A 23,527-nucleotide genomic window follows, 5' to 3' on the forward strand; every position below is an offset into this window, starting at 1 on the left:
CTGGGGTGAAACGCTTCCATCAAGGCTGCAGGGCGACGCCGCAGGCGGCGCAGAATTTATCTTCCGGATGGCCCGCGCGCTGCGCATGGCCGTTCTTGCAGCGGGCCGGCGCCGCTGCTGCAGCGGCGCCCGGCTGCAGCGCCTGCGCCACGGCCACGCCCAGCTGCGCCTGTGCCGACAGGCCATGTGCATGCGCCGCGTTCTGCAAGTTGATCAGATCGAGCTGCTGGCGCCGTTCGCGTTCCGCCTGGCCTTCCAGGTAGCTGCGCTCCTGCGCCACGCTGTCCTGCGCCATGCGCATGGCATCGAGCGGCGCGACAGAATTCTCGGCCGCCGCCAGCGCCGCCAGCGCGTGGATCTGCTCGGCGCTCATGCCCGCCTGCAGCTGCACCTTGAGCACTTGCGCCAGCGCGCTTGCATTCTGCCCGGCGGCCATGGCCAGCTTGCCCGTGTCGCTCAAGCTTCCGATTTTCTCGATGCGGTCGATATCGATGCGCGCCAGTTCGGCCGCATGCGCCTGCTGCGCCAGCAAGGCTTCATATTCGCCCTTCCAGCGCGCGTAATCGCTTTCGCGCTGCTGCGCCATGGCCAGCAAGTCGCGCTGCCATTGCGCTTCCTGTTCCAGCTGGCGCAGCTGCTGGCGCTGTTCCTCGATGGCCAGCGCGTCGAGCTGTGCCAGCTGCGTTTGCTGCTGCAGCTGGCGCGCGTGCACGCCGTCGGCCTCGATGGTGCGCAACAGCTTTTCCTGCTGCGCGATGGCGTCTTCGCGCGCGCCGCCACGCCGCAGCGCCGCGACTTTTTCCGCGATTTCCGCCGCCTGCATCTGCGCCGCTTCATCCTTGTGCGCCTCGGCGCGCAGCAGTTCGCGCTGGCGCGCCAGCTGCATCTGGTCTTCCCACTCCTGCACCCGCTCGGCCTCGCGCTTGCGCGCCGCATTCGCCAGCATCAGGCCCTGCCAGGCGGCCTGGTGCTGCTCGGCCTCCAGCTGCGCCTCGCGCTGGGCCGCATCCGCCTGCGCCTGGCGCAGGCGCGCCAGCTGGGTGCGGCGAGCCGTCTCGTCGTCGATCAGCAGCGCGCTTTCCACTTGCTGCGCGATCGACTGCAGGTGCACCTGATGCGTAAAGCGCTGCTGCGCCAGCTGGATCTGTTCGCGCCCGTGCAGCTGCGACAGTTCCAGCTCGCTGCGCATCTTGATGGCGGCCAGCGCGCGCACGTGCTCCCAGTTGGCCGTTTCATCGGCGCGCTGTGCCCCTTTTTGCGCCAGTTCCTGTTCCAGCTCGCCCAGCGCCAGCGCGACGCCGTGGTCGAGCGCCTGGCGCCGCGATTTCGCTTCCAGGATGCGGCCATACAGGTCGATCTGGCGCCCGCGCAGCGCTTGCAGGCGCTCCGCTTCCTGGTGCTTCAGTTCCGCCTGTTCCAGCGTCGCATCCTGCCGCAGCTCTGCGCGCCGCTGCGCATGGCGCGCCGCCAGTTCCTCGCGGCGGATGCGCTGCCACTCTTCCTCGTCATACAGCTGGTCGAGCTGCTTCATGCGCTCCAGGCTGTGCTGCTCCAGTTCCTGCGCCGGCAAGCCGCCCAGCCACAGGGTGCCGATGCTGGTGCCGGCATCTCCTTCGCGCTTGTCATGGCGTAGCGCCAGCGTCTCCACGCGCGCCACGGCCAGGCCGGACGGCGCCAGGCGCTGCGTCAGCGCAGATTGCAGGCGCTCGTTCAATTCGGGGCGCAGATCGGCATTCGCATCCATCTCGCGCAGCGCGCGGCTGCCGATGAATTCCAGCGCAATCTGGCGTACGGACGGCAGCAGCAAGGCGTGCAGGTGGGCGCGCGTGACGGCGCCCGGCGCGCGCATGAACTGGCGCGCGAACGCATCGGGCTGCCCCAGCGCGATGTCCACGCGCAGCGACGCGGCCACGTTCAGCAGTTCCGTGCTGGCCAGGCCGGGCAAGTCGAATTCGAGATGCACGGCGTCGGCGCGCGCGATCAGCACTTCAGCCGGACGCGCCGGCAGCAGCGCGGGCAGGCGCGCAAAGAAGGCGGCGCTGTCGTAGTCGCCGGCCGGTATCAAGGTGAAAGCGTCCGACTGCACGATCCAGGCGCGTGACTCGGCCGGCACCTGCAGGCGGCGCGCGGCGCTGCCGAACAGCGAGGACAGCTCGCGCACGCCGAAGAACAGGGCCAGTTGCCCATCAGCAAGACGCCATTGGTTGGCATGCAGCACCGCGTCGCTGTCGGGTGCCCCCAGCGACAAGCCGCATTGCGCGCAATAGCCGGCGGCAGCGCCGTTCTTGTGCTCGCAACGCGGGCAGCGGGCGCCGCCAAAACCAAACAATTGGAACATATGTGACTCCTGATGAGAATGATTGTGCGCGCAGCTGTCCGCAACCCGTCTGCCATGCCGATTCTAGCAGGACAACTGGCGCAGCACTTGCCGCGCACAGCCTGGGCACGGCAAGTGCAGCATCAAATAATGCCATGCGGCAAGTGCATTCATATGCACGGATACAGGGCGAAATAGGCCTCAATTCATGCGGTCGCCCGCCAGCCCCGTGCTGAGTCGTTTCAGCGCCGTTTTTTTGCAGGCCATCCCGCCAAAACCACGGCTGGTCGCATCTGCATGGCGCGCTGGCGCGCCCTTGGCTACAGTGCATGCATACCCACCCGCCACCCGAAAGGAACGATCATGAAAACGTTAAACAACATGGAAGCCATCTTTACCGTCGCCGTCGCCATCGCCTGCGGCGCCAGCTACGTCAGCTTCATGCAGCCATCAGCCACCAAAGCGGCGGATGTGGCGCAAGCGAACCCCATCCCCGTCGTGGTGGTCAGCGCCAAGCGCCTGACGGAACAGGAAAAGAAAATCTCGCTGATCGAGGAACGCCAAGCCTTGCTGGGCAACGCCACCGCCAGCACCCTGTGAGCCAACGATGCTGACACCACGCCGCCTGGCGCCAATGTGAATTCCGCCGCGCCAGGCCGCCATTTGTATCGGCCACGGATACACGGACACACAGCATTGTGTCAATTGTAATAAGTTGAATCAAAGGCGATCCGCCCGCCTGCAAGCGCCTATAGTCCATTTCAAGCAATCACCGAAATGGAGCACACCATGAAACCCATCGCACTTTACGCAGCAGCCATGCTTGCCATCAGCACCGCGGCCTTTTTGCCGGCGCAGGCGATGGCACAGAATCAGCTCGGCGTGAGCATTGTCGTCGGCAACGCCCCGCCTCCGCCACGCTTTGAAAGCGCCCCCGCACCGCGCGCCGGCTATGTGTGGGCACCGGGCTACTGGAACTGGGACGGCCAGCGCCACGTCTGGACCGGCGGCGAATGGCTGCGCGAACGCGGCGGCAACCAGTATCGCCGCGCCGCCTGGATACAAGAGAACAACCGCTGGCGCCTGGACCGTGGCGGCTGGGTCGCCGCGCAAGTGCAGCCCGTGCGCTATGACGAGATTCGCATCGCCCCGCCGCCACCGCGCCGCGAAGCCATACCGCGCGCGCGCCACGGCTACGTCTGGGCACCCGGCCACTGGGAATGGCGCGGCCAGCGCTACGCCTGGACGCCAGGTGTATGGATCGCCGAACGCCGCGGCTATGTGTATGCGCCGCCCGCCTGGAACCAGCGCGACGGCCGCTGGCAGATGGAGCAAGGCCGCTGGTCGCCACGCGGCCCGAACGGCGACCGCGACCGCGACGGCATCCCCAACCGCTATGACCGCGACAATGGCAACCGCCACGACCGCGACGGCGATGGCGTGCCGAACCGCGACGACCGGCGTCCGGATAACCCCCGCCGCAATTAATACGCATCTGCAGTCCGGACAAGGCCACCCATCGCGGTGGCCTTGTCATTTTCCGGACATATCCATGTATTAAAATCGCGCGACGATCAATCACACTGCGCGAGAAAGATTCACGATGGCGATGGAAACTGCCGGTTTTACCTACGGCTCGGACACCTCAGGCCTGGTCTGGGGCTTCCTGCTTGGCCGCGAAGCCCAGCCGCTGGCGCTCGACTCGACGGCCGCGCTGGCCTGGCTGGCCGATGGCGCGGCGCGCCCAGCGCAGGAATTCGTCTGGCTGCATTTCAATTTATCGCATGCGGCCAGCGAAAAATGGCTGATGACGCATACGCAGCTGGCCGACGAATTCTATGAAACCCTGCACCAGGGTTCCCGCTCGACGCGCATCGAACAGGCGGAAAACACCCTGATCGCCGTGGTCAACGACGTGGTGCACAATTTCTCGTTCGAAGCGTCCGACATTTCCACCATGTGGGCCAGCGTGGCGCAAGACCTCGTCATCACGGCGCGCCGCGCGCCGCTGCAGTCGATCGAGCGCTTGCGCCAGGCCGTCATCAAGAACCACGAGCCGATCCGCTCGTCGGTGGAGCTGCTGATCCATCTGCTGCGCGACCAGGCCGACGTGCTGGTCAACATCGTGCGCGATGCCGTGGCGCGGGTCGACGATATCGAAGACCACTTGCTGGCCGGGCGCCTGGTGCCGAAACGCGAAGACCTGGGCGCCATGCGGCGCGTGCTGGTGCGGCTGCAGCGCCTGCTGGCGCCGGAACCGGCCGCCCTGTTCCGCCTGCTGCAACGCCCACCGGCATGGGTGTCGGAGCTCGACAGCCTGGAATTGCGCCAGTCGACGGAAGAGTTTTCAGTGGTGCTCAGCGATATGTCTTCGCTGCAGGAACGCATCAAGCTGCTGCAAGAAGAAATCGCCGCCAGGGTCAACGAGGAAAACAGCCGCAGCCTGTTCGTGCTGACCATCGTCACCGTGCTGGCCTTGCCGATCAATATCATCGCCGGCATGCTGGGCATGAATGTGGGGGGCATTCCGCTGGCCCAGCACCCGCAGGGCTTCTGGATCATCGTTGCCATCATCGTCACATTTACCGTCGTGGCGGGATGGCTGGTGGTGCGCGTGCAGAGAAACAGTTAACTCCGGTCCCGGCACGGCCTGGCAGGCGAACGGCAGGCGCCGTCCGCCGTCAACGCTTACCGATGGTATTCGCCAGCCCGTTCAGGCTGATACACGATTTCCTCGATCTTCACCTTCACCACGCCACCGGGCATGGGCCAGGCGATGCTGTCGCCGACGGACAGGCCCAGCAGCGCGCTGCCGACGGGCGCCAGCACGGAAATGCGGTCGGCCTGGCCTTCCACATCCTTCGGGTACACGAGCGTCAGGCAGAATTCCTCCTTGTTTTCCACCGTGAAGCGCACGGTGGAATTCATCGTCACGACGGTGGGCGGTATTTCTTGCGGCTCGAGCACCTCGGCACGGCCCAGCTCATCGAGCAAGGCGGCCTTGTCCGGCGACAAGTTATTTCCCAAGGCATACAACAACGCTTCCAGTCGTTCCAGGTCTTGTGACGACAAAATAATTTTTGGTTTTTTTTCCAAGATATCCTCACTATTGATCATTAGGGCGACGTCCGGTTTTGCTGGCGGCAGTTTACTTGGCCGCGGCAGACAAAATAAACAGCATCAGAACGTCCATCATCAGCGGATTATGGACGAACTCGCGGAGCAAGGCCATAGCGTTCTCGCATTCTTCATTAAAATTTATTAAAATCAATGACTTGCACTGGCCGATACCGGCAAAAAATTAATCCCTGCCGTGACGGCTGCAGGCATGCAAGTTACTCTGCATGACATTTTGTTTACCAGCAGCATGTTTTTAGCAAAAAACCACCGGCAAAAAAAAGATTAAAATTCAGTTTGCATTATTATTAGAAAGATATGCCCCCGCATTTCCCGCCAGACTTGTCGTCTTGCATGCGCCCAACGGCCTACGGCATGACCATTAAATTGCCGCACGCCCTGTACTTTCGCGCTGCAAAATGACAATATATCGGCCTTAACAACACGTTGAGAGTTCCGGCTCACTTCGGTTTTCATCAGACTGGAACGTAAAGTATGGCAGGGCGAGGCGGGATCACACGGGGCGGCGGCAAGCGTGGCCGGCAGGAGAATGCGTCATGATGGTGCCATTGATGCTGCCCTCGGTGCAGTTGCGCGGTGACCGCATAGCCAGGCTGAACTTGCTGGCCGCAGCAGCCATGCTGGCCACGGCCAGCCTGCTGCTGATCCTCTTCCAGTTGTTTTCCCTCCAGGCATCACTGCAGCGCGACCTGCGCATCCAGGCCGACATGCTGGCGCCAGCCGCCGCCCAGGCCATGCGCCACGATGATCGCCTTGCGGCGCAACAAGTCCTCGCGCCCCTCGCCGCCGCGCCGCATGTGCGGCAAGCACTGCTCTACAGTCCGTATGGCACGCCATTCGCCCGCTACGCGCGCAGCGCCAGCGATGCAGCGCCCGCGGCGCCGCGCAGCGGCCTGCAGATCGATTACCTGGACGGCAGCGCCGCCCTGCTCCAGAACCTGCCCGGCGGCGGCGCACTGTATCTGCGCGCCAGCCTGGCGCCGCTGTTCGGCAGCCTGGCGCAATTTGCCGCCTTCACCCTGCTGGTCTGCCTGTGCGCGTTCGGCCTGACGGTCCTGATGGTGCGCCGCACGCGCACCGCCGCCCAGCATGCGGAAAGCCATTTGCACTACCTGGCCCACGTCGACCCCGTCACGCAGCTGCCGAACCGCCATGAATTCAACGGCGCCCTGGCCTACGCGCTGGCGCGCGCCGACCGCCAGGACAGCAGCGTGGGACTGCTGCTGCTGGACCTGGACAACTTCAAGGTGGTCAACGATACGCTGGGCCACCATTGCGGCGACCAGCTGCTCAAACTCGTCGCCGAGCGCCTGGTGGCGATCCTGCGCGGCACCGACATCATCTGCCGCATCGGCGGCGACGAATTCGTCGTCATCGTCGAACCGGCCGACGACGCCTCGGAAATGGCCAGCGTGGCGCGCAAGATCCTCGCCGTGCTGGCCGCGCCGTTCGCGCTCGAAGGCCACCAGCTGTATGTCAGCGCCAGCATCGGCGTGAGCCTGTATCCGTTCGATGCGCAGGACGTGGCCACCCTGACGCGCAATGCCGACACGGCCATGTACCACGCCAAGCACCAGGGCAAGAACCGCTATGCCGTGTTCAAGGCCGAAATGGAATTGCGCGCCCAGCGCCGCCTGCGCATGGAGGCGAACCTGCGCCGCGCGCTGCAAAACGAGGAACTGTATCTGCACTACCAGCCGCAAATCGACTTGCGCAGCGGGCGCATCGTCGGCGTGGAAGCGCTGGTACGCTGGAACTGCCGCGAGATGGGCCAGCTGAGCCCCAGCGAATTCATTCCCGTGGCAGAGGAAAGCGGCATCATCGTAGAACTGGGACGCTGGGTGCTGCAAAGCGCCTGCCGCCAGGCGGCCAGCTGGTGCAAGGCCGGCCTGCTCGATTCGCTCGAACACGTGGCCGTCAACCTGTCGGCCTGCCAGGCGCGCGACCCGGGCCTGATGGACGATATCCGCGCCATCCTGGACGAGACGCAGCTGCCGCATGGCTTGCTGGAGCTGGAAATCACGGAAGGCGTATTGATGGACAATATCCACGCCAACGTGGAACTGATGCGGCGCCTGCAGGACACGGGCATTCACCTGTCGATCGACGATTTCGGCACCGGCTATTCCTCGATGTCCTACCTGAAGCGCCTGCCGATCGACCAATTGAAGATCGACCGCAGCTTCGTGCACGACCTGCCCGGCGAGGGAGAAGCCATCGTCACGGCCATCATCGCCATGGCGCACAGCCTGCATCTGAAAGTGGTGGCCGAAGGCGTGGAAACCTTGCAGCAGGTGGAGTTCTTGAGAAAAGCCGGCTGCGACAACGTGCAGGGCTTTTTCTTCGCGCGCCCGATGACGGCGGCGCAGTTGACGGCATTGCTGCTGGAGCGGCGCGACTGGAGTACGCGCACCGTCATGCCGGCTTGAATTGCGCCAACGATGGTGTCGGATTACGCGGCGTGCCGCCGATAATCCGACCTACACAATGAACAGGCAGGTCGGCGTAGGTCGGGTTAGCGCGCAGCGCGTAACCCGACGCCACCTCTACATCAAGCCAGCTTGGCCGAATGCTCGCGCGTCGCGTGGAACGTCAGCTTCGGCCAGCGTTCTTCCGTCAAACGCAGGTTCACGCCCGATGTGGCCAGGTAAGCCATGTTGCCGGCGGCATCGTAGGCCACGTTGTGGCCCAGCGCGTTTTCGAAGTCCTGCAGGATACGCTTATCGTCGCAGCTGACCCAGCGCGCGCTGCTGATGCTGGTGCCTTCGAACACGGCGTCGACGCCATACTCGTTGAGCAAGCGGCTGGCCACCACTTCGAACTGCAGCACGCCGACGGCGCCCAGTACCAGTTCGCCGCCCTGCACCGGCTTGAAGACCTGCACCGCTCCCTCTTCGCCCAGCTGCTGCAAGCCCTTGTGCAACTGCTTGATTTTCAAGGGATTACGGATGCGCACGGAGCGGAAGAAGTCCGGCGCGAAGTACGGGATGCCCGTAAACGTCAGCATCTCGCCTTCGGAAAAACTGTCGCCGATCTGCATGTTGCCATGGTTCGGCAAGCCGATGATGTCGCCCGCGTACGCTTCTTCCACCTGCTCGCGCGACGATGCCATGAAGGTCACCACGTTCGACACCTTGATCTCGCGCCCCAGGCGCAAGTGCTTGACCTTCATGCCGCGCTCGAAACGTCCCGAGCACACGCGCAAGAAGGCGATGCGGTCGCGGTGGGCCGGATCCATGTTGGCCTGGATCTTGAAGACGAAACCGGTAAACGGCTGCTCGGACGGGGCCACCGAACGCACGGTGGCGTCGCGCTCGCGCGGCGCCGGCGCCCAGTCGACCAGCGCGGACAGAATCTCGCGCACGCCGAAGTTGTTGATGGCCGAGCCGAAGAACACGGGCGTCTGCACGCCGGAGAGGAATTCTTCGAGGTTGAACGGATTCGACGCGCCGTGCACCAGTTCCACTTCCATGCGCAGCTGGTCCATCTCGAGCGGGAACATCTCCTGCAGGCGCGGGTTGTCGATGCCCTTGATGATTTCGAAGGCGCCATCGGCCTTTTCTTCGCCGGCCTTGAACAGCATGATCTCGTCGTTCAGCAGGTGGTACACGCCGCGGAAGTTTTTGCCCATGCCGATAGGCCAGGTGACGGGCGCGCACTGGATCTTCAGCACCGATTCGAGTTCGTCGAGCAGGTCCAGCGGATCGCGCGTCTCGCGGTCCATCTTGTTCATGAAGGTGACGATCGGCGTATTGCGCATGCGGCACACAGCCAGCAGCTTGATCGTCTGCGCTTCCACACCCTTGGCCGCATCGATCACCATCAGCGCCGAGTCGACCGCCGTCAGCACGCGGTAGGTATCTTCCGAGAAGTCCTGGTGACCCGGGGTGTCGAGCAGGTTGACGACGTGGTCGCGGAATTCGAACTGCATCACCGAGGAAGCGACGGAAATGCCGCGCTGCTTCTCGATCTCCATCCAGTCCGACGTCGCGTGGCGGCCCGATTTACGCGCCTTGACGGTACCGGCCATCTGGATCGCGCCCGAGAACAGCAGCAGTTTTTCCGTCAAGGTGGTTTTACCGGCATCCGGGTGGGAAATGATGCCGAAGGTGCGGCGGCGCGCCACTTCGCGCGCGATCACGGCCGGCGCCTTGCTGCTCGCTGGCGCTGCGGCGTTGTCCGCATTGTCGCTGGAATCGGGGGTAGTGATGTCGTTCTCGTTGGCCATATTGGTGACCATAATATGGCCCTCGCAAAAAACCCTCGATTTTACAGAAGGATCGCACTTCCGTGTGAACTGCTTCACTCTGGCGAACGGCAAAATTGGCCACTTCATCAAGGGGTCACAATCGGCGGGCAACATTGCACTGCAGAAATGTTGCCACTCTTCCTTGGAAAACCGATGAAAATCCTCCTCACTCCCGCCATCCGACTCATGCAGCGCTTGCGCCTGCTGCCCAAATTCATGCTTGTCTGTCTGGTCTTCTTGCTGCCTTTGGTGCTGGCGACCACCCTGCTGATCTCGGAGCTGGGCAAGTCGCTGGCCCAGGCGCAGGATGCGCAGCGGGGCGTGACCTATGTGCGCCAGCTGCAGGAAGGCACGCGCCTGCTGCAGCAGCGGCGCGGCCTGGAACACTTGCGCCTGAGCGGCAAGGCGAGCATGGACAACACGGCCGTCAATGCGCGCATCACGGCCACGCTGGCCGCCCTGGCGCGCTTGCCGGCTGGCGCCGGCCTGCCGCAGGCGGCCGAGCTGAGCAAGCAGTGGCAAGCCCTGCTGGGCCGCCAGACGGGCCTCGCGGCGCGCGACAGCTACGCGGCGCACACGGCGCTGCTGCGCCAGGCGGCCAAACTGGGCCAGCTGGTGGCCGACCGTTCGCACCTGAGCCTCGACCCCGACGCGGGCGCCAACCACCTGAGCGCCGCATTTACCGCCACCGTGCCCGACCTGGCCGAAAGCCTGTCCGACATCGCCGGGCGCGGCGCCGCCTACATCGACACGGGCCTGTTCGAAGCGAATGAAGATCAACTCGTCAACGCCAACGCCCTGATCGCGCGCCACGAACTGGAACGCCTGCCGGCCCGCTTTGACGAAATCATCGCCGCCAGGCCGGAACTGCGCGCCAGCCTGCAGCCGGCCCTGAAAGCCGTGCCGGTCGCGCTGGCCTTCCTCGAACGCACGAAAAATGAAGTGACCAATTCCTACGACCAGACCTCGGGCGCGCAATTCCACGCGGCCGGCATGCAAGCGATCGACGCCTTGCACGCGCTCTCGGGCGCCTCGGCCAGCGCCCTGGACGGCGTGCTGACGCAGCGCATCGCCCGCGACGAGGCGCGCCGCGCCCTGATCCTGGCGGCCATGCTGCTGGTGCTGCTGGCCGCCGCCTACCTGTGCGCGGGCTTCTATGCAGCGTTTGCGCGCGACGTGACGCAATTGCGCGTGGCCGTCGGCGCGGCGGCGGCGGGCGACCTGTCGCTGCGCATCACCTCGCAGGCGCATGATGAAATCGGCGACCTGGTGCGCGACTTCGGCGCCATGACGCACGGCCTAGCCACCCTGGTGCAGGAAATCCGCGGCGGCGCAGCCGTCATCGCGGCCGCCGGCGCCGATATCGCCCAGGGCAACGCGGCCCTGTCCGGCCACACGGCCACGCAAGCGGACGCGCTGGGCGCCACGGTGGACTCGATGCGCGAGCTGACGGCCACCGTGGGCCGCAACGAAGTCCACGTAGGACAGGGACGCACGCTGGTGGCGACGGCGGCCGACGTGGCCCTGCGCGGCGGGCAAACGGTGGGCGCCGTGGTCGAGACGATGGCCTCGATCAAGGCCAGCTCGCACAAGATCGTCGACATCATCGGCGTCATCAACGGCATCGCCTTCCAGACGAATATCCTGGCCCTGAACGCGGCCGTGGAAGCGGCGCGCGCGGGCGAGCAGGGACGCGGCTTTGCCGTCGTCGCCGCCGAAGTGCGCAGCCTGGCGCAGCGCTCGAACGACGCAGCGCTGGAAATCAAGCGCCTGATCGGCGATTCGGTGGCCACCGTCGATGCGGGCGGCGACCTGGTCAATGCGGCCGGCAACACCATGCGGCAAGTCGTCGATGCGGTGCAGCAGGTGGCCGTGGTGATCGGGCGCATCAGCAGCGCCGGCGCCGAGCAGAATGGCGAGATCGCCCGCATCAACGGCGCGCTGGCGCAAATCGACGACATGACGCGCCAGAACGCGGGCCTGGTCGACGAGGCGCGCGCCGGTTCGCAGCGCCTGCACCAGGAAGCCGAGGCGCTGACGCAGGCCGTCAGCCGCTTCCGCCTGGGCGAACACGAGGCATCAGCCACGCGCCTGCCACCCGCCACGCCCATGCGCGATGGCTTGCCCAGCGTGCGTCCGGCCGGCCTGTGGAGCGCCAATAAGCCGCGCGTCATATCACAAAATCGCGCGGAACGGCGCAAGGCTAGCTAGGCTAAAGTGTGCGTGTAGGACAAGGACTACAATTTCGCCTCAGAAGAGACTACAAAGTGGCGACTGCTAATCTTATGTTCGCCACTTACATAAGCTTTTAAAGTAGCTACATCGCGATCTGCAGCGCGCGGTCGAAAAAAAACGCCGTTATCCGATGGATGCGGCACAGCTTTCGACCAGCAACGCGGCAGTCGCACTCCGATGTAAAAAGCCTGTGAGGAATACTATGAGCCATACTCAACTTATCACCCCGGTCCAGAAGAACCAGCTGCTGCCGCGCGCCATGCCGGCGGCTGGACGGGAAATCAAGCTTGCGTCGCGGGTTAGCCTCAGCAGTGCCCAACAAAATGAATTGCTGGCCGCCCTGCCACGCGCCGCGCTCGAATCGCTGTTCGAAGACCTGGAACTGGTGGAACTGCCTTTCGGCAAGGAACTGTATGCCTACGGTAACAACCTGGAATACAGCTACTTCCCCACCACCGCCATCATTTCGCTGCTGTACGTAATGGAAGATGGCGCGACGACGGAAATCGCCGTCGTCGGCCATGAAGGCGTGGCCGGCGCTTCGCTGCTGGCCGGCGAACGCGCCATGTGCACGGCTGTCGTGCAAAGCGCCGGCTACGGCTACCGCCTGAAAACGCAAAGCTTGCGCGACGCGTTCAATCAAGGCGGCGCCCTGCCCCAGTTGCTGATGCGCTACACCAACGCCCTGTTTGCGCAAATGGCGCAGAACGCCGTCGGCGGCCGCCACAGCTCGATCGAGCAAAAGCTGTGCCGCTGGCTGCTGGACCGCCTGGACCGTTCGCCATCGAACGAATTGAAAGTCACGCAAGAGCTGATCTCGATCATGCTGGGCGTGCGCCGCGAAAGCATCACGGCCGCCGCCGGTAAATTGCAGGAAGAAGGCTTGATTCACTATCGCCGCGGCAATATCACGGTGCTGGACCGCGCCGGCCTGGAATGCTATGCGGGCGAATGCTACAAGGTCGCCAAGACGGAATACGACCGCTTGCTGCGCGACGTGTCGCGCTGCTGAACCGCTGCTGAGCTGAACAGATAAAAAAATGGCCGGGCTGCATGCCCGGCCATTTTTTTGCATCCAGAAACACTCACACGCTGGCGTCTTCGCTGAGCTCTTCCGGCTCCGGCGTCAGCGGCAGCGGAATCACGGCTTCCACGCAAGTCCCCTTGCCTTCCGGCCCCTGGCGCACGGTGAGGGTGCCTCCCAGCAGCAAGGCCCGCTCGCGCATGCCCAGCAAGCCGTGCGACATGGGTTTTTGCAGCGCGTCTTCGGTGATGCCGATGCCGTCGTCGATCACGCGCAGCACCAGGCCGTGTTCATTGCGTTTCAATGTCACGCTGACCATGCCGGCACGCGCATACTTGAGGATATTCGTCAGCGATTCCTGCACGATACGGAACAGGGCAATCGTCAGGGTGGCTTCGCGGTTGTCGATATTGATGGCCACGTCCGTTTCGCAGCGCACCGAACTCATGCGCGAAAAATCCTCGCAATAGCTTTCGATGGCGGCGCACAGGCCCAGATTGTCCAGCAGGCTGGGGCGCAGGTCTTCCACGATGCGGCGCTTCAGTTCCACCGTCTCCAGCAAGGTGGCCTTGGCGCGGCGCAACTGCGTGGCCAGTTCCGGCTGCGTGTGGGCCAGTTGCTGCGTGACGGCGCCCAGGTCCATGCTGATCGAGGTCAGGTTGGCGCCCAGCTCATCGTGCAGCTCGCGCGCCAGGCGCGCTTTTTCCACTTCATTGACGCTGATCAAATGGCGCGACAGCACGGATAATTGCTCAGTACGCTTGCTGACCGTCGATTCCAAGGTATCGTTGGCATTTTGCAATGCATATTCGACGGCCGCGCGGTTCTGGAAGCTGCGCCGCACCAGCTGGTAAAACATGATCAGCACGAGGATGGCCAGGGCATTGATGCCGATGCCGAGCAGCACGGCTTTCTGGTACTCATGATAAAAGGCGGCGCTGCCGGACGACAGCGCTTCATTCTGTTCGCGCGTCATGATCACCACCTGCAGGCGGATTTCGTCCATGGTGGCACGGTCATCGGTCACGCGCGAGATATTGACGATTTCAGCCAGCCCGCCCTGCTTGTAGACCTCGATCGACTCTTGCAGCATCGACATCTTGCGACGGATTAAACTCTTTAATTGCGCCAGGTTTTTCAGCTGGGTGGGACTGCCCGCGAGCAAGCTTTGCAGCTCATTCAATTCGTTGTCGATTTCCGTGGCAGCCGTCTTCGACGGTCCCAGGTAGGTTTCTGAGCCGGAAATGAAATAGCCGCGCAAGCTGCTTTCCGCATCGAGCACGAGCACGTTCAAGTACTGCAGACGGTCCGCCACGCGGGCGCTCTGGCTGAGCAAGGCGTTCGTGCCCTTCAGCGACTGCAGGTTGTGATAGAGACTGAAACCATTGAGTACAAGCAGCAAGGCGCACGTCACGCACAGGATCGTCTTGTAGAGGGGCAGGCGGTGATTCGGGGCCGGTTCAGCGGTGAAATACATCCTGATGTGCATCCTTAGCAAGGTTCGGCGCGGGAAAAAAACGCCGGCGCCGGCCAATTATAGTCCTCGCCACAAACTGCTGCACTGCACAAGTCGTGCTGGCTGGCTGGCTGAGCGATCATGTTTCCATGATCGCACCGCAGCGCTAGTCAAGCAAATTGTTTTTCATTGCGTAATAGGTCAAGTCGCTGTTCGATTGCAAGCCCATTTTTTCCATGATGCGCGTACGGTAAGTACTCACCGTCTTGATGCTCAGCGACAAGGCCACGCCGATATCGGACACGGTGGCGCCGCGCGCCAGGCGCAGGAAGACCTGGAACTCGCGGTCCGACAATTCCGTATGCAGGGCGGCATTCGTGTCGCGGTCAAACGACTGCGCCAGCAATTCACCGACGGTGGAACTGACATAGCGGCGCCCCTGGAACACGGTGCGCACGGCCGTCATCAGCTCATCGGCTTCGCATTCCTTGTTCAGATAGCCATTCGCTCCCATCTTGAACAGGTTCAGCGCATATTGCTGCGCAGGATAGCCGCTGAGGATCAGCACGGGCAATTCCGGCTGGCCCTGGCGGATCGTGCGCAAGGTATCGATGCCGCTCTGATCGGGCATGGCGATATCGAGCAGCAATACATCGCATATTTCGCGGCGGGCGATATCGAGCGCTTCGCGCCCCGTACCGGCTTCCGCCACCACACTGAAATCGCTTGACGACGAAAAAATCTGCTTGAATCCAGCTCGTACTATTTGGTGATCATCACAAATGGCAACGCGTATCATTGTTTCCCCTTAAATTTTCCTGGCCTGGGAAAGACTACCGGAACCTGCACGCTGCTCCGGCTTAGCGTCACTAACAAAAACGCAACATTAACATTATATTCAAAATATGGCATGCTGTACGGTAGCGTCAACGCCAAGGCGGAGCGCCCATGCAGTATAGTCAACTTGCTCAACTGCGACCGGACAACCCCACCTATATTGGTACAAATCTTATTTTAGCAAGTTTAAAATCGCCATTAATTCATTGCGTATCCACACGCGGTCCAACGGCGCTTCCTGCGGCACGACGGGCATGGCCGGCAGCACAGGCAATTCGTCGAGGACGGCATGCGAGGCGCCACGGCTGTCGAGCTTGTTGCGCGCGCCGCTGATGGTAAAGCCCTGCTCATACAGCAATTCGCGGATGCGGCGTATCAGCAGCACCTCATGGTGCTGATAATAACGGCGGTTGCCACGTCGTTTGACCGGCTTGAGCTGGGAAAACTCCTGCTCCCAGTAGCGCAGTACGTGCGGTTTGACGCCGCACAACTCGCTCACCTCGCCAATCGTGAAATAGCGTTTCGCCGGAATGGGTGGCAAGGCGATCAACTCGGTTTTACTGATGCGCTCGTTCATCGCCACTCACTCAGGCAGCACGTGCCAGCGGACTGGTCTCTTCGACCATGCTTTTCAGCTTCTGGCTCGCATGAAAAGTCACGACACGGCGTGCCGTGATGGGAATCTCTTCGCCCGTCTTCGGATTGCGGCCCGGCCGCTGCGGCTTGTCGCGCAACTGGAAATTGCCGAAACCGGACAACTTGACGGCTTCGCCACGCTCAAGCGCATTGCGGATCTCGTCAAAAAAGGTCTCGACCATATCCTTCGCTTCGCGCTTGTTCAGGCCCACTTGCTCGAACAACAGTTCGGCCAGCTCCGCCTTGGTCAAGGTGGGTAAATCTTTTTCCGCTTCCTGGCGCACCTTGGCAACCAGCATGGCCCGATGCAAATCGGCGGCCAGTGCGGATTGCAGTACGGCGGAATCAACGTCGCTGTTATTAATTTTCCTGCCCTGCCTTTTCTGTGCGCCCGAGCCCGCCACATGGCAAGCTCATCTACGGTTGACGACGGAAAGGCCGTCACACAAGGCGACGGCCAGTCCGGTAATTACGAACGCAGTTTCGCGTCGTGGCCCTGCTTTGCCGCATCGATCAGGACGGCCATCAGGCCATCGACGACATCGTCTTGCAGGGTGTTTTGAGTATCTTGCAAGCTAATCCGGAAAGCAAGGCTTTTTTCATCCGTTTCCAGCCCTTTTCCACGATATTCATCAAATAAAACAATGGCTTGCACGATACGCGCGGCAGGGCTTGCCTTGGCGGCGGCGTGGAAGCTGTCGAGCAGATCCTGCACCGCTACCGATTGCTTGACGACCACGGCCAGGTCGCGGCTGGCGCCAGGGAATTTCGAGATTTCCTGGTACGCGGGCACGACTCTTTGCGTCAGGGCAGCGGCGTCCACTTCGAACAGCACGGGCGCCAGCGGCAAGTCGTACTTTTGCATCCAGCGCGGGTGCAATTCGCCGATGAAACCGATGACCTTGCCGTCGAGTTCCACGTTGGCCGAACGGCCCGGATGCAGGGCCGGGTGCTCCGCCTTGGTGAAACGCAAGACCAGCGGCGCGAACAGCGCTTCCAGGTCCGCCTTCACGTCGAAGAAGTCGACCGTGCGGGCTGGCTGGCCCCACTGCTCGTCGGCTACCGCGCCGTAGGCCATGGCCGCCACGCGCTTCGGCTGGGCGTAGCCAGCCACCGACAACGGACCGTTTTGCACGCTGTCGTCGCGCTGGTAGATGGCGCCCACTTCGAAGATGCGCACGCGGTTCGTCTTGCGGTTCAGGTTATAGCGCACGTTGGCGATCAGGCTGCCGATCAGCGAGGAACGCATCACGCTCATCTGGCTGGCGATCGGGTTCTGCAATTTGATCGGGTTCGTGTTGCCCGAGAAATCGCGCTCCCATGCCGTATCGACAAAGCTCATGTTAACCACTTCCTGGAAGCCCAGGTCGGCCAGCTCATGACGTACCGCAAACAAGGAGCGGGTATTTTCTGGTGCAATCTGCATCACGTTCGCGGCCACGGGCGGCAAGGTCGGGATGTTTTCAAAGCCGTACACGCGCGCCACTTCCTCGATCAGGTCTTCCTCGATCTCGATGTCGAAACGGTAGCTGGGCGACGTCACGGAAAACACGCCATCAAGCAAAGTGAATGGCAGGGCCAGGCGCGTGAAGATATCGGCGATCAGCTCATCATTGAGCGGCACGCCGATGACTTTTTGCGCGCGCGCCGTGCGCATCGATACGGGCTGGCGCTGCGGCAAATTCACCACGTGGTCGTCGACGGGGCCGACGGTCGTTGCTGGCGTGCCGCAGATTTCCACGATCAGGGCCGTGATGCGCTCGATGTGCTCGACGGTGGTGGCGAAATCGACGCCGCGCTCGAAGCGGTGTGCCGCATCGGTCGAGAAATTCAGACGACGCGCGCGGCCTTGAATGGCGTTCGGCCACCAGAATGCCGCTTCCAGATAGATGCTGTCCGTATCGTCCGACACGGAGCTGGCGTCGCCGCCCATGATGCCGGCCAGCGATTCGATTTCTTTATCATCAGCAATGACGCCGATCCACTCGTCGACGGCGATGGTGTTGCCATTCAACAGCTTGACGGATTCGCCCGCCTTGCCCCAACGCACGTCGAGGCTGCCGTGGATCTTCGCCAGGTCAAACACGTGGCTGGGACGGCCCAGTTCCAGCATGACATAGTTGGAAATATCGACCAGGGCCGACAGCGGACGCTGGCCGCTGCGCTCGAGGCGCTGCTTCATCCAGTCCGGCGTGGCCGCCTTGGCGTTCAAACCGCGGATGACGCGGCCCGTGAAACGGCCGCACAGGTCCGGTGCGCTCACTTTCACGGGCAGGATTTCGTCGCTGGAAACCGGCACGGTGCGGAACTGCGGCGCATTCAGGGGCACGCCCGTGAGGGCCGACACTTCGCGCGCCACACCGAGCACGGACAGGCAGTCAGCCTTGTTCGGCGTCAACTTGATGGTGAATTTCAAGTCGTTCAAAGCAAAGTAATCGCGGAAATTCTGGCCGATCGGCGCGTCGTCCGGCAACTCCATCAAGCCGGCGTTTTCTTCCGACAATTTCAATTCGCACGCGGAGCACAGCATGCCTTGCGACTCGACGCCGCGCAGCTGGCCCACCTTGATTTCAAATGGCTTGCCATCGGCGCCAGGCGGCAGCACGGCGCCAGCCATTGCGCAGACGACTTTCAAGCCAGGACGCACGTTGGGTGCGCCGCAGACGATGTTGAGCATGGTGCCCGTGCCGACGTCGACCTGGCACACATTCAGGCGGTCCGCATTCGGATGTTTTTCCATCTCCAGGACCAGGCCCACCACCACGTTCGAGAACGGGGGAGCGACAGGATCGACGTCCTCGACTTCGAGACCGGACATGGTCAGCAGATGGGCCAGTTCGTCCGAAGTCATCTTCGGATCGACCATGGTACGGAGCCAGTTTTCGGAAAATTGCATAATCAAGCCTTCAAATGGTCAAAGCTCACAGCGCGAGCGCACAGGCGCTCAAGCGCCATGAATCAAACGGAACAACGCTTAGTTGAATTGCTTCAAGAAACGCAAGTCGCCTTCATAGAACAGGCGCAGGTCATTGATGCCGTAACGCAGCATCGTCAAGCGTTCCAGGCCGGAGCCGAAAGCAAAACCGATGAATTTCTCGGGATCGAGGCCGAAGTTCTTCACTACGGTCGGATGCACCTGGCCGGCGCCCGACACTTCCAGCCAGCGGCCTTTCAACGGGCCGGAGCCAAAGGCGATGTCGATCTCGGCCGACGGTTCCGTGAACGGGAAGTACGACGGGCGGAAGCGCACCTGCAGGTCGTCCGTTTCAAAGAAGGCCTTGACGAAATTCAGATACACGCCCTTCAGGTCGGCAAAGCTGATGTCTTCGGCAATCCACAGGCCTTCGACCTGGTGGAACATCGGCGAATGGGTGGCGTCGCTGTCGACGCGGTAGGTGCGGCCCGGCGCGATGACCTTGATCGGCGGCGTATGCGTGCGCGCATAGCGCACCTGCATCGGGCTCGTGTGCGTGCGCAACAGCAAGGGCTTGCCATCGGTGTCATTGCCATCGATGTAGAACGTGTCTTGCATGGAACGGGCTGGATGGTTTTCCGGGCTGTTGAGCGCCGTGAAGTTAGTCCAGTCGTTTTCGATTTCGGGACCGTCGGCCACGTCGAAACCGATGGAGCGGAAGATTTCCTCGACCCGCTCCCATGTGCGCATCACGGGATGGATGCCGCCGGGCATGCGGCCACGGCCTGGCAGGGTCACGTCGATCGCTTCGGCGTTCAGACGGCCTTGCATCTGGGCATCGGCCAGTGCATCACGGCGCGCCGTCAGCGCGTCCTCGATCTGTACTTTGACGGCGTTGATCAGGGCGCCCTGCGCCTTGCGCGCGTCCGGGTCCAGTTTGCCCAGGCCCTTCATCATTTCAGTAATCTGGCCAGTCTTGCCCAGGTAGCGGGCTTTGGCGTTTTCAAGTGCGGCAGCGTCTGCGGCGGCGATAAAGTCAGCCTGGGCCGAGACGACGAGTTCTTCTAGGGAGTTCATGCGGCATTTCCTGTTTTGGACATCAATTCTGGACTCAGTGATCAAAAGTCCAACAATCAAAAACGGAAACGGGGCATAAGGTGTTAAAACCCCTGCCCCGCTCTTTATAACGTCACCCTGTGGATGACGTTGTGCAATGACCGATGCTTACGCAGCGATTTTTGCTTTAACTGCGTTGACAATCGCAGCGAATGCTGGCTTGTCCATCACAGCCATATCGGCCAGGACTTTACGGTCCAGTTCGATATTTGCTTTTTTCAAGCCGTTCATGAATACGCTGTACGTTACGCCATGCTCACGGGAAGCGGCGTTGATACGAGCGATCCACAGGCGGCGGAAAACGCGTTTCTTGTTGCGGCGATCGCGGTAAGCGTATTGGCCAGCGCGCATAACTGCTTGCTTGGCAACACGGTATACACGGCTGCGGCGACCACGGTAGCCTTTAGCTTGAACAAGAATCTTTTTATGACGGGCACGAGCTGTAACCCCACGTTTTACTCTAGGCATAGTAACTCCTTATATTGAGTGTGAGATTAAGCAGTCGGCATCATGCGGTAGACGGATTTCACGTCAGACGCAGCGACATTGGTGGTACCGCGCAGAGCGCGTTTCAGCTTGGTGGTTTTCTTGGTCAAGATGTGGCGTTTGAACGCATGACCACATTTAACAGTACCACCCGGACGCACGCGAAAACGTTTTTTCGCAGAGCTTTTGGTCTTCATTTTAGGCATAGCAATCTGTCCTCTTACGGACAGCTCCATTTATAACAGGATTGCAGGTGGCAACACGACGCTGCGCTTAGATGCCTGCTTTCACATGCTGTGCAGCGGATGCGAGTCCGCTACAGTTCGCGCGGCCCGGACATTGCTGCCCGGGCCGCGCAAATTCTGCCTGGGGTTTGACGCCGCGCCAATGCTGGCACGCGCAGTTTCCACCCACAGTAAAACGCTATTGTAACTTACTTCTTCTTCTTAGGCGAAAGAACCATGATCATTTGGCGGCCTTCCATCTTCGGGAACTGCTCGACCTGGCCGTACGGCTCCAGATCGGCTTTCAGACGTTCCAGCATGCGGAAGCCAATATCCTGATGCGCCATCTCACGACCGCGGAAACGCAAGGTGATCTTGGTTTTATCGCCGTCCTCAAGGAACTTGATGAGATTACGCAACTTGATATTGTAGTCACCATCATCAGTCCCCGGACGGAATTTGACTTCCTTCACGAGGATGATCTTTTGCTTCAATTTGGCTTCGTGAGCTTTCTTTTGCTCCGAATACTTAAATTTGCCGTAGTCCATCAAACGGCACACCGGTGGCTGCGCGGTAGGCGCAATTTCCACCAGGTCGACGTTTGCCTCTTCCGCCAGGCGGAAGGCTTCAGCCAAACTTACGATACCGAGTGGCTCGTTATCGACCCCGCTTAAACGCATTTCAGGGGCAGTGATTTCGCCATTGATGCGATGTGACTTGTCAGTAGCTATTGTAATTTCCTTTAAAAATCTTGTAAGACGGTCGTGCAGCGAGTTTCCTCGTCAGGCCTTGGTGTCGACTTCATGTTTGAGTCGCTCAATCAGGGCATCGACGGACATGACGCCCAGATCGATATTGCCCCGCGCCCGCACGGCCACTGTATTTGCATCCCGCTCTTTGTCGCCAATTACTAAGATGTAAGGCAATTTTTGTACGGAATGTTCACGTATTTTATAGGTAATTTTCTCGTTACGCAAATCAGCCTGTACGCGCAGCCCCGCTTTGCGCAGTTTTGTTGTAACTTCCTGTACATAGTCGGCTTGAGCGTCGGAAATATTCAACACCGACACTTGCACTGGCGACAACCACAACGGCATGGCGCCCGCATAGTGTTCGATCAGGATGCCGATGAAACGTTCCAGCGAACCGACGATCGCGCGGTGCAGCATGATCGGCACCTGGCGCGTGTTGTCCACCGCCACGTATTCGGCGCCCAGGCGGCCCGGCATCGATGGGTCGATCTGCACGGTACCCACTTGCCATGCGCGGCCCAGGCTATCCTTCAGGTGATACTCGATCTTCGGACCGTAAAACGCGCCCTCACCCGGCAATTCCGTCCATTCCACGCCACAGGCGCGCAGGGCCGAACGCAAGGATTCCTCGGCGAAATCCCACGACTCTTCCGTGCCGATGCGGTTATCGGGGCGCAAGGCCAGTTTCACGTCGATATTCGTGAAGCCGAACGCCGTGTACACATCCATCGCCTGCTGGTGGAAGGCCGTCACTTCGCCGGCGATCTGCTCTTCCAGGCAGAAGATGTGGCCATCATCTTGCGTAAAGCCGCGCACGCGCATCATGCCGTGCAAGGCGCCCGATGGCTCGTTGCGGTGGCATTGGCCGAATTCGCCGTAGCGCAGTGGCAAGTCGCGGTAGCTGCGCATGCCATTGTTGAAAATCTGGATATGGCCAGGGCAATTCATCGGTTTCAGCGCATAGGCGCGGTTTTCCGATTCCGTGATGAACATGTTTTCACGGTAGTTGTCCCAGTGGCCGGTTTTTTCCCACAGGCCACGGTCGAGAATTTGCGGCGCCTTGACTTCCTGGTAGCCGTTGACCTGGTACACATTGCGCATGTATTGCTCGACCTGCTGCCAGATCGACCAGCCTTTCGGGTGCCAGAAGATCAGGCCCGGCGCTTCTTCCTGGAAATGGAAGAAATCGAGCTGCTTGCCCAGCTTGCGGTGATCGCGCTTTTCCGCCTCTTCCAGGTTGTGCAAATACAGCTCCTGGTCTTCCTTCTTGGCCCAGGCCGTGCCATAGATACGCTGCAGCATCTCGTTTTTCGAGTCGCCGCGCCAGTAGGCGCCGGCCAGCTTCATCAGCTTGAACACTTTCAGCTTGCCCGTCGATGGCACGTGGGGGCCGCGGCACAAGTCCGTGAACTTGCCTTCGGAATACAGCGACACTTCCTGGTCGGCCGGGATCGAGCCGATCAGTTCAGCCTTGTACGCTTCGCCGATACCCTTGAAGTACTCGATGGCTTCGTCGCGCGCGACAACCTTGCGCGTGACTTGCTCGTCCTTCTTGGCCAGCTCCGTCATTTTCTTTTCGATCGCCAGCAGATCTTCCGGCGTGAACGGACGCTTGTAGGCGAAGTCATAGTAAAAGCCGTTGTCGATCACGGGACCGATGGTCACTTGTGCATCCGGGAACAATTCCTTGACGGCATACGCCAGCAAGTGGGCCGTCGAGTGGCGGATCACTTCCAGGCCATCGGCATCCTTGTCCGTGACGATCGCCAGTTCCGCGTCTTGCTCGATCAGATAGGAAGTGTCGACCAGTTTGCCGTCGACCTTGCCGGCCAGGGCAGCCTTGGCCAGGCCGGTACCAATATTGGCCGCAACCTGGGCCACGGTGACCGGGCCGTCAAATTGACGGGCGGAACCATCGGGAAGTCGGATTGTAAGCATATTGATCTCCATATCGGCGCTGGCGCCAGGTAAAACTGCAATGTGATGGGTAAAATAACTGAAAGGAAAACGCAGACGCAAAAAAACGCGGACTAGCCGCGTTTTTCACTTTCTTGAGACAAAGGAAACCCGTTCGACTAGCGTCACTCCCAAAGCTTGGTAGTAGTTCGCGGTGTCATAACCGGTTTACCCTTTCTCTCTAACT

The 23,527-nt window shown here is 61.4% G+C and carries 19 protein-coding genes; 6 read left to right on the forward strand and 13 right to left on the reverse strand.

Annotation, left to right across the window (positions count from 1 at the left end; translation table 11 throughout):
* Positions 1-19 precede the first annotated feature (19 nt).
* A complete protein-coding gene (locus CLU91_RS06385; protein ID WP_100873491.1) occupies positions 20-2,338 on the reverse strand; it encodes a hypothetical protein in 2,319 nt (772 codons plus the stop codon).
* Positions 2,339-2,680: 342 nt separating this feature from the next.
* Between CLU91_RS06385 and CLU91_RS06390 the strand changes: the two genes are divergently transcribed.
* The 3 genes from CLU91_RS06390 to CLU91_RS06400 all read left to right on the forward strand — a co-directional run bounded on the left by CLU91_RS06390 (position 2,681) and on the right by CLU91_RS06400 (position 4,949).
* Positions 2,681-2,917: a hypothetical protein gene (locus tag CLU91_RS06390; RefSeq protein ID WP_157814627.1), complete on the forward strand. Its 237-nt coding sequence runs from the start codon at positions 2,681-2,683 to the stop codon at positions 2,915-2,917.
* Between the two features lie 189 nt (positions 2,918-3,106).
* Complete coding sequence (locus tag CLU91_RS28755) at positions 3,107-3,805, forward strand: YXWGXW repeat-containing protein (RefSeq protein ID WP_332870882.1); 699 nt, start codon at positions 3,107-3,109, stop codon at positions 3,803-3,805.
* 115 nt (positions 3,806-3,920) lie between these two features.
* Positions 3,921-4,949: a transporter gene (locus CLU91_RS06400; RefSeq protein WP_198521262.1), complete on the forward strand. Its 1,029-nt coding sequence runs from the start codon at positions 3,921-3,923 to the stop codon at positions 4,947-4,949.
* Between the two features lie 56 nt (positions 4,950-5,005).
* Here the strand turns inward: CLU91_RS06400 and rnk are convergent, their stop codons facing one another.
* Positions 5,006-5,413 (reverse strand): nucleoside diphosphate kinase regulator, encoded by a 408-nt coding sequence (rnk, locus tag CLU91_RS06405; protein ID WP_162835757.1) that lies wholly within the window; start codon positions 5,411-5,413, stop codon positions 5,006-5,008.
* Positions 5,414-5,991: 578 nt separating this feature from the next.
* Between rnk and CLU91_RS06410 the strand changes: the two genes are divergently transcribed.
* A complete protein-coding gene (locus CLU91_RS06410; RefSeq protein WP_100873494.1) occupies positions 5,992-7,884 on the forward strand; it encodes a putative bifunctional diguanylate cyclase/phosphodiesterase in 1,893 nt (630 codons plus the stop codon).
* Between the two features lie 122 nt (positions 7,885-8,006).
* Here the strand turns inward: CLU91_RS06410 and CLU91_RS06415 are convergent, their stop codons facing one another.
* On the reverse strand, positions 8,007-9,695 hold the full coding sequence (locus CLU91_RS06415) for a peptide chain release factor 3 (RefSeq protein ID WP_442906415.1): 1,689 nt from the start codon (positions 9,693-9,695) through the stop codon (positions 8,007-8,009).
* Between the two features lie 162 nt (positions 9,696-9,857).
* Between CLU91_RS06415 and CLU91_RS06420 the strand changes: the two genes are divergently transcribed.
* Together CLU91_RS06420 and CLU91_RS06425 are read left to right on the forward strand one after the other, a co-directional pair.
* The gene (locus CLU91_RS06420; protein ID WP_100873495.1) at positions 9,858-11,915 is read left to right on the forward strand and encodes a methyl-accepting chemotaxis protein; all 2,058 of its coding nucleotides are present in this window, start codon (positions 9,858-9,860) and stop codon (positions 11,913-11,915) included.
* Between the two features lie 226 nt (positions 11,916-12,141).
* A complete protein-coding gene (locus CLU91_RS06425) occupies positions 12,142-12,951 on the forward strand; it encodes a Crp/Fnr family transcriptional regulator (RefSeq protein WP_077406202.1) in 810 nt (269 codons plus the stop codon).
* A gap of 73 nt (positions 12,952-13,024) precedes the next feature.
* Here the strand turns inward: CLU91_RS06425 and CLU91_RS06430 are convergent, their stop codons facing one another.
* From CLU91_RS06430 to thrS, 10 genes are all read right to left on the reverse strand, one after another.
* The gene (locus CLU91_RS06430) at positions 13,025-14,440 is read right to left on the reverse strand and encodes a sensor histidine kinase (RefSeq protein WP_100873496.1); all 1,416 of its coding nucleotides are present in this window, start codon (positions 14,438-14,440) and stop codon (positions 13,025-13,027) included.
* Between the two features lie 145 nt (positions 14,441-14,585).
* Entirely contained in the window at positions 14,586-15,218 is a 633-nt protein-coding gene (locus CLU91_RS06435) for a response regulator (protein WP_034783185.1), read from the reverse strand.
* 210 nt (positions 15,219-15,428) lie between these two features.
* Complete coding sequence (locus CLU91_RS06440; RefSeq protein WP_100873497.1) at positions 15,429-15,833, reverse strand: MerR family transcriptional regulator; 405 nt, start codon at positions 15,831-15,833, stop codon at positions 15,429-15,431.
* A 10-nt stretch (positions 15,834-15,843) separates the two neighbouring features.
* Entirely contained in the window at positions 15,844-16,191 is a 348-nt protein-coding gene (locus CLU91_RS06445) for an integration host factor subunit alpha (RefSeq protein ID WP_010399205.1), read from the reverse strand.
* A 170-nt stretch (positions 16,192-16,361) separates the two neighbouring features.
* Complete coding sequence (gene pheT / locus CLU91_RS06450; protein ID WP_100873498.1) at positions 16,362-18,788, reverse strand: phenylalanine--tRNA ligase subunit beta; 2,427 nt, start codon at positions 18,786-18,788, stop codon at positions 16,362-16,364.
* 78 nt (positions 18,789-18,866) lie between these two features.
* Positions 18,867-19,883 (reverse strand): phenylalanine--tRNA ligase subunit alpha, encoded by a 1,017-nt coding sequence (pheS, locus tag CLU91_RS06455; protein WP_034751917.1) that lies wholly within the window; start codon positions 19,881-19,883, stop codon positions 18,867-18,869.
* 147 nt (positions 19,884-20,030) lie between these two features.
* A complete protein-coding gene (gene rplT / locus CLU91_RS06460) occupies positions 20,031-20,390 on the reverse strand; it encodes a 50S ribosomal protein L20 (protein WP_010399214.1) in 360 nt (119 codons plus the stop codon).
* Between the two features lie 26 nt (positions 20,391-20,416).
* Positions 20,417-20,614, reverse strand: coding sequence for a 50S ribosomal protein L35 (gene rpmI, locus CLU91_RS06465; protein ID WP_010399216.1), 198 nt, complete (start codon positions 20,612-20,614; stop codon positions 20,417-20,419).
* Between the two features lie 227 nt (positions 20,615-20,841).
* Positions 20,842-21,402, reverse strand: coding sequence for a translation initiation factor IF-3 (gene infC, locus CLU91_RS06470; RefSeq protein ID WP_205711303.1), 561 nt, complete (start codon positions 21,400-21,402; stop codon positions 20,842-20,844).
* A 12-nt stretch (positions 21,403-21,414) separates the two neighbouring features.
* A complete protein-coding gene (gene thrS / locus CLU91_RS06475; protein WP_100873499.1) occupies positions 21,415-23,322 on the reverse strand; it encodes a threonine--tRNA ligase in 1,908 nt (635 codons plus the stop codon).
* Positions 23,323-23,527: the final 205 nt, after the last annotated feature.

Source organism: Janthinobacterium sp. 64 (genome assembly GCF_002813325.1).
Taxonomy (GTDB): Bacteria; Pseudomonadota; Gammaproteobacteria; order Burkholderiales; family Burkholderiaceae_D; genus Janthinobacterium.